The organism is Mesorhizobium sp. M7A.F.Ca.US.014.04.1.1 (genome assembly GCF_003998745.1).
In the GTDB taxonomy this organism is placed as follows: Bacteria; Pseudomonadota; Alphaproteobacteria; order Rhizobiales; family Rhizobiaceae; genus Mesorhizobium; species Mesorhizobium ciceri.
Genome location: NZ_RZRW01000421.1, coordinates 470 through 5,079 on the forward strand (window position 1 = coordinate 470; position 4,610 = coordinate 5,079).

7 protein-coding genes are annotated in these 4,610 nt (G+C 62.6%); 3 read left to right on the top strand and 4 right to left on the bottom strand.

Annotated features, from left to right (window positions below; translation table 11 throughout):
• Positions 1-2: 2 nt before the first annotated feature.
• The 3 genes from EOA22_RS23880 (at position 3) to EOA22_RS23890 (ending at position 1,529) form a co-directional block, all read left to right on the top strand.
• Positions 3-353: an NADH:ubiquinone oxidoreductase subunit NDUFA12 gene (locus EOA22_RS23880; RefSeq protein ID WP_245478676.1), complete on the top strand. Its 351-nt coding sequence runs from the start codon at positions 3-5 to the stop codon at positions 351-353.
• Positions 354-476: 123 nt separating this feature from the next.
• Positions 477-1,067 (top strand): DUF2155 domain-containing protein, encoded by a 591-nt coding sequence (locus tag EOA22_RS23885; protein WP_013531354.1) that lies wholly within the window; start codon positions 477-479, stop codon positions 1,065-1,067.
• A gap of 75 nt (positions 1,068-1,142) precedes the next feature.
• Complete coding sequence (locus EOA22_RS23890; protein WP_024503882.1) at positions 1,143-1,529, top strand: hypothetical protein; 387 nt, start codon at positions 1,143-1,145, stop codon at positions 1,527-1,529.
• A gap of 9 nt (positions 1,530-1,538) precedes the next feature.
• Here EOA22_RS23890 and aat read toward each other — a convergent pair whose 3' ends face one another.
• Genes aat through aroQ form a run of 4 tightly spaced genes read right to left on the bottom strand, consistent with a single transcriptional unit; the run spans position 1,539 to position 4,442 of the window.
• Positions 1,539-2,156, bottom strand: a complete 618-nt coding sequence (aat, locus tag EOA22_RS23895; protein WP_024503883.1) for a leucyl/phenylalanyl-tRNA--protein transferase — start codon at positions 2,154-2,156, stop codon at positions 1,539-1,541.
• 12 nt (positions 2,157-2,168) lie between these two features.
• Positions 2,169-3,512 carry an acetyl-CoA carboxylase biotin carboxylase subunit gene (gene accC / locus EOA22_RS23900; protein WP_063168094.1) on the bottom strand — a complete coding sequence of 448 codons (1,344 nt, stop codon included), beginning with the start codon at positions 3,510-3,512 and terminating at the stop codon, positions 2,169-2,171.
• 10 nt (positions 3,513-3,522) lie between these two features.
• Positions 3,523-3,981, bottom strand: coding sequence for an acetyl-CoA carboxylase biotin carboxyl carrier protein (gene accB / locus EOA22_RS23905; protein WP_013531358.1), 459 nt, complete (start codon positions 3,979-3,981; stop codon positions 3,523-3,525).
• Between the two features lie 26 nt (positions 3,982-4,007).
• Positions 4,008-4,442, bottom strand: a complete 435-nt coding sequence (gene aroQ, locus EOA22_RS23910) for a type II 3-dehydroquinate dehydratase (RefSeq protein ID WP_013531359.1) — start codon at positions 4,440-4,442, stop codon at positions 4,008-4,010.
• Between the last annotated feature and the right edge of the window lie 168 nt (positions 4,443-4,610).

A 4,610-nucleotide genomic window follows, 5' to 3' on the forward strand; every position in this document is an offset into this window, starting at 1 on the left:
CGATAGGACCCCGCCTGCACACGTGGCGGTATGGCAAGAAGGTCGGCCAGGACGAGACCGGCAATTTTTACTACGAAGGCGGCATCGATTCGGAAGGCCGCACGCGCCGCTGGGTCATCTACCGCAATTATTCGGAAGCTTCGGCGATACCGCCCGGCTGGCACGGCTGGATGCACCACCGTGTCGACGTCGCGCCGTCCAGCGAGGACTACAAGCCACGCGACTGGCAGAAGCCGCATCAGCCCAATCTGACCGGCAGCCCGGCGGCCTATCGTCCGAAGGGCTCGGTGCTCACCAATCAGCATCGCCCGCAGGTCACCGGCGACTACGATGCCTGGACACCCGGGTCGTAGCGACAGGGTGCAAGCCGGTCCTTTATCGCCACAATTGGTGTTTAGCTGCTTGCTGATCAGAAAACGGCGACTAGCCTTGGCGATCGACAGAATCACCCGGGCGCGAACCACCGGTATCTTTGCATGAGCTTTTCTTACTCAATATCGGCCAGTCTGGCGCTAGCCGCCGGTCTTGCCGTCAGCACCGTGGCCTTCGCCGCTTCGCCTGAGCCCGCGGCACCCGCGCCGGCGCCGCCCGCGGGAGCGGACCGGGTTACCAATGCCGTTGCCGAGTTTGCCGGTATCGACAAGATCACCGGCCGGATCATCACCTTCGATGTCTATATCGACGAGACGGTGCAGTTCGGCGCTTTGCAGGTGACGCCGCGCGTCTGCTATTCGCGGCCGCAGGCGGAGGCGCCGAAGACCGATTCCTTCGTCGAGGTCGACGAGATCACGCTCGACCGCAAGATCCGCCGCATCTTCACCGGCTGGATGTTTGCCGAAAGCCCCGGCCTCAACGCCGTCGAGCATGCCGTCTACGACGTCTGGCTGAAGGCCTGCAAGCAGAAGTCGGATGTGCCGGCGCCCGACGGAGCCAAGGCTGACGCAACCAAAGCGGAGGCTCCCAAGCCCGCCGCAGCCAAACCGGAAGCCGCGACCACTCCGGACGTCACAACGCCTGATGTGACGGAGCCGGACGCTTCGGAACCCGATACTACCGACACCAACTGATCCCCCGGAACCGTCCTGGCCACAATGCGTTGGGCCACGGACGAGCGCACATTCATGCGTAAGGAGGATCTTCCGATGTCAGACAGCAAACGGATCACGGCTAGCAAGGCCGAATTGCTGGAACTCGAAAAGGGATTCTGGACGGGCGACTCCGCCTACTACGCGGCCAACGCCGACACCGAATGCCTGGTGGCATTTCCGCAGATGGCACAGGCGATGGACAATGCGGATCTGGCCAAGACCGCGGCCAAGCCCAACCGCTGGCGCAACCTGCAGATGGATCTCAAGGGCATTATCGAGCCGGGCAGCGACATCATCATGCTGACTTACGAGGCGCGTGCGACACGGGAGAATGGCGAGGCTTATGCCGCGCTGGTCAGCACCGGCTACGTCCATCGCGCCAACGGCTGGAAGATGATGTTCCATTCGCAGACGCCATTGGAAGCCGCTACCGGGAAGTAGGCTCAATCCTCAGGGATAGAATATTGCCTCGCCCTTCAACGCATCGGCGAGCATCTTCTCATACTTGCCGCGCGGCACGTCGACCGCGCCGAACCGCTTGAGGTGCTCGGTGGTGAACTGCGTATCAAGCAGAGCAAAGCCCCGCGCCTTCAAGCGCTCGACGAGGTAGAAGAGGCAGGTCTTGGAAGCGTCCGTCTCTCTGGCGAACATGCTCTCGCCAAAAAACACCCGGCCGAGCGACACGCCATAGAGGCCGCCGACCAGCCGGTCCTCACGCCACGCTTCGACCGAATGACAATGGCCTATCCGATGCAACTCGATATAGGCTTCGCGGATCGGCGCATTGATCCAGGTCGAGCGCCGCTCCGCGCGCTTTTCGGCGCAGCCGTCGATGGTCGCCTCGAAATCGAAATCGAAACGGATGTCGAAGGGATGTTTCTTGATCGTTTTCCAGAGACTTTTCGGCGTGTGAAAGCCGTCAAGCGGGATGATGCCTCGTGTCTCCGGCCGCACCCAGAACACCTCCGGGTCGCCGGCACTTTCTGCCATTGGGAAGACGCCCGAGGCGTAGGCCTTGAGCAGCAGGTCGGTGGGGATGCGATAGCCGGGCGCGTAGGGGCGGGTCATCGCGTCTCCGCGCTACTCTTCCTTGGCCAGGTATTTTTCCAGCCAGTGGATGTCATAATCGCCATTGGCGATGTCGGCATTGCCGACGAGGTCGCGAAACAGCGGCAGCGTCGTCTTGATACCGTCGACGACGAACTCGTCCAGGGCGCGGCGCAGGCGCATCATGCACTCGACGCGGTTACGCCCATGTACAATCAGCTTGCCGATCAGGCTGTCGTAATAGGGCGGGATCTTGTAGCCGGAATAGACGCCGGAATCGACGCGGATGCCCAGACCACCCGGTGTGTGGAAATGGGTGATCGTACCGGGCGAGGGGGTGAAGGTGCGTGGGTCCTCGGCGTTGATGCGGCATTCGATGGCGTGGCCGTTGAACTTGATGTCCTCCTGCTTCACCGAGAGGCCGCCGCCGGAAGCGACGCGGATCTGCTCATGCACGAGATCGATGCCGGTGATCGCTTCCGTCACCGGATGCTCGACCTGCAGGCGCGTGTTCATCTCGATGAAATAGAACTCGCCATTTTCGTAGAGGAACTCGATCGTGCCGGCGCCGGAATAGCCGAGGTCGGCGATCGCCTTGGCGCAGATGCCGCCGATACGGGCGCGCTCTTCGGCATTGAGGGCCGGCGAGGGCGCCTCTTCCCAGACTTTCTGGTGGCGGCGCTGCAAGGAACAGTCGCGCTCGCCGAAATGCACGCCGCGGCCAAAGCCGTCGCCGAACACCTGCACCTCGATATGGCGCGGCTTTTCCAGGTATTTCTCGATGTAGACCGCATCGTCGCCGAAGGCCGCACCGGCTTCCGTGCTCGCCGTTTGCAAGGCGACCTCAAGGTCGGCCTCGGTAAGCGCTACCTTCATACCGCGCCCGCCACCACCGGCCGATGCCTTGATGATCACGGGATAGCCGATCTCGGCGGCAATGCGCCTGGCTTCCTTTTGGTCGGTGACGGCACCGTCCGAACCGGGCACAACCGGAATGCTGAGGCGCTTGGCGGTTCGCTTGGCCTCGATCTTGTCGCCCATGATGCGGATATGGTCGCCGGACGGACCGATGAAGGTGATGTTGTGCGCGGCCAGTATGTCGGCGAACTTGGCGTTCTCCGACAGGAAGCCGTAGCCCGGATGCACGGCGTCGGCGCCGGTGATTTCGCAGGCCGCAACGATCTGATGGATGTTGAGATAGCTGTCGCGCGATGGCGGCGGACCGATGCAGACGCTCTCGTCCGCGAGCCGCACATGCATGGCGTCGGCATCGGCGGTCGAATGCACCACCACCGTCTGGATGCCGAGTTCCTTGCAGGCGCGCAGTACCCGGAGGGCGATTTCGCCGCGATTGGCGATGAGGATCTTCTGAAACATCAGGCCCGCTCTACTCGATCACGACGAGCGGCATGCCATATTCGACCGGCTGCGAATCCTCGAAAAGGATCGCGGTCACCGTGCCGGCGCGTGGCGAGGGGATCTGGTTCATCGTCTTCATTGCTTCGATGATCAGCAGCGTCTGGCCTTCCTTGACCTTCTGGCCGACTTCGATGAATGCCTTGGCGTCCGGCGACGGAGCCAAATAGGCCGTGCCGACCATCGGTGAGGTGACCGCATTCTTGGAAAGGTCCGCCACCACAGGCACGGCAACGGCGGCAGCCTGCGCTGCTGCCGGCGCATAGGCCGGTTGCGGCGCCGCGATTGCATGAACGGCCGGCGCCTGCCGCGAGACGCGCACCTTCAGGTCGCCCAGTTCAACCTCGATCTCGGTGAGATTGGTGTCGTTCAGTATGCCCGCCAGATCGCGGATCAGTTGCTGGTCAACACCGGTCTTCTTTATCGACATTTTCGAGCCTTCTGTTTGTTGGCCGGTCATAGGCGTGCGGCCAGCGCCTGTAGCGCCAGCGTATAGCCGAGCGGCCCAAAGCCACAGATCATGCCGACGGCGACCGGCGCGACCATGGAGACGTGGCGGAATGGTTCCCGCGCATGGATGTTGGAAAGATGAACTTCGGCCACCGGCAATGGTGCGACGGCGCGGATGGCGTCGTGGATGGCAATCGAGGTGTGGCTGTAGGCGCCCGGGTTGATGACGATGCCGACAGCCTTGTCGCCGGCTTCCTGAATCCAGTCGACAAGGTCGCCCTCATGGTTCGACTGGCGGAAATCGATCTCGAACCCCAGCGCCGTGCCTGCCTGCTTGCAGTCGTCGGCGATCGCGGCAAGCGTCTTGCCGCCATAGATGCCCGGCTCGCGCTTGCCGAGCGCGTTGAGATTGGGACCGTTCAGGACGAAAACCGTTTTCAAAAAAGCCGACCTTTCCCGGCGCCGTCATCAAGCCGGCGCGCTGGGCCCTCTATAATGGGCATAGCCGCCCGCGGAAAGAGCGCAAGTGCGTTCTTTCACTGTCCACAACAGGCGGAAATGTGCCAGTGAGAGATAGCTGGCGAGCAAGATCAGAGCGCGGCTTTCGCC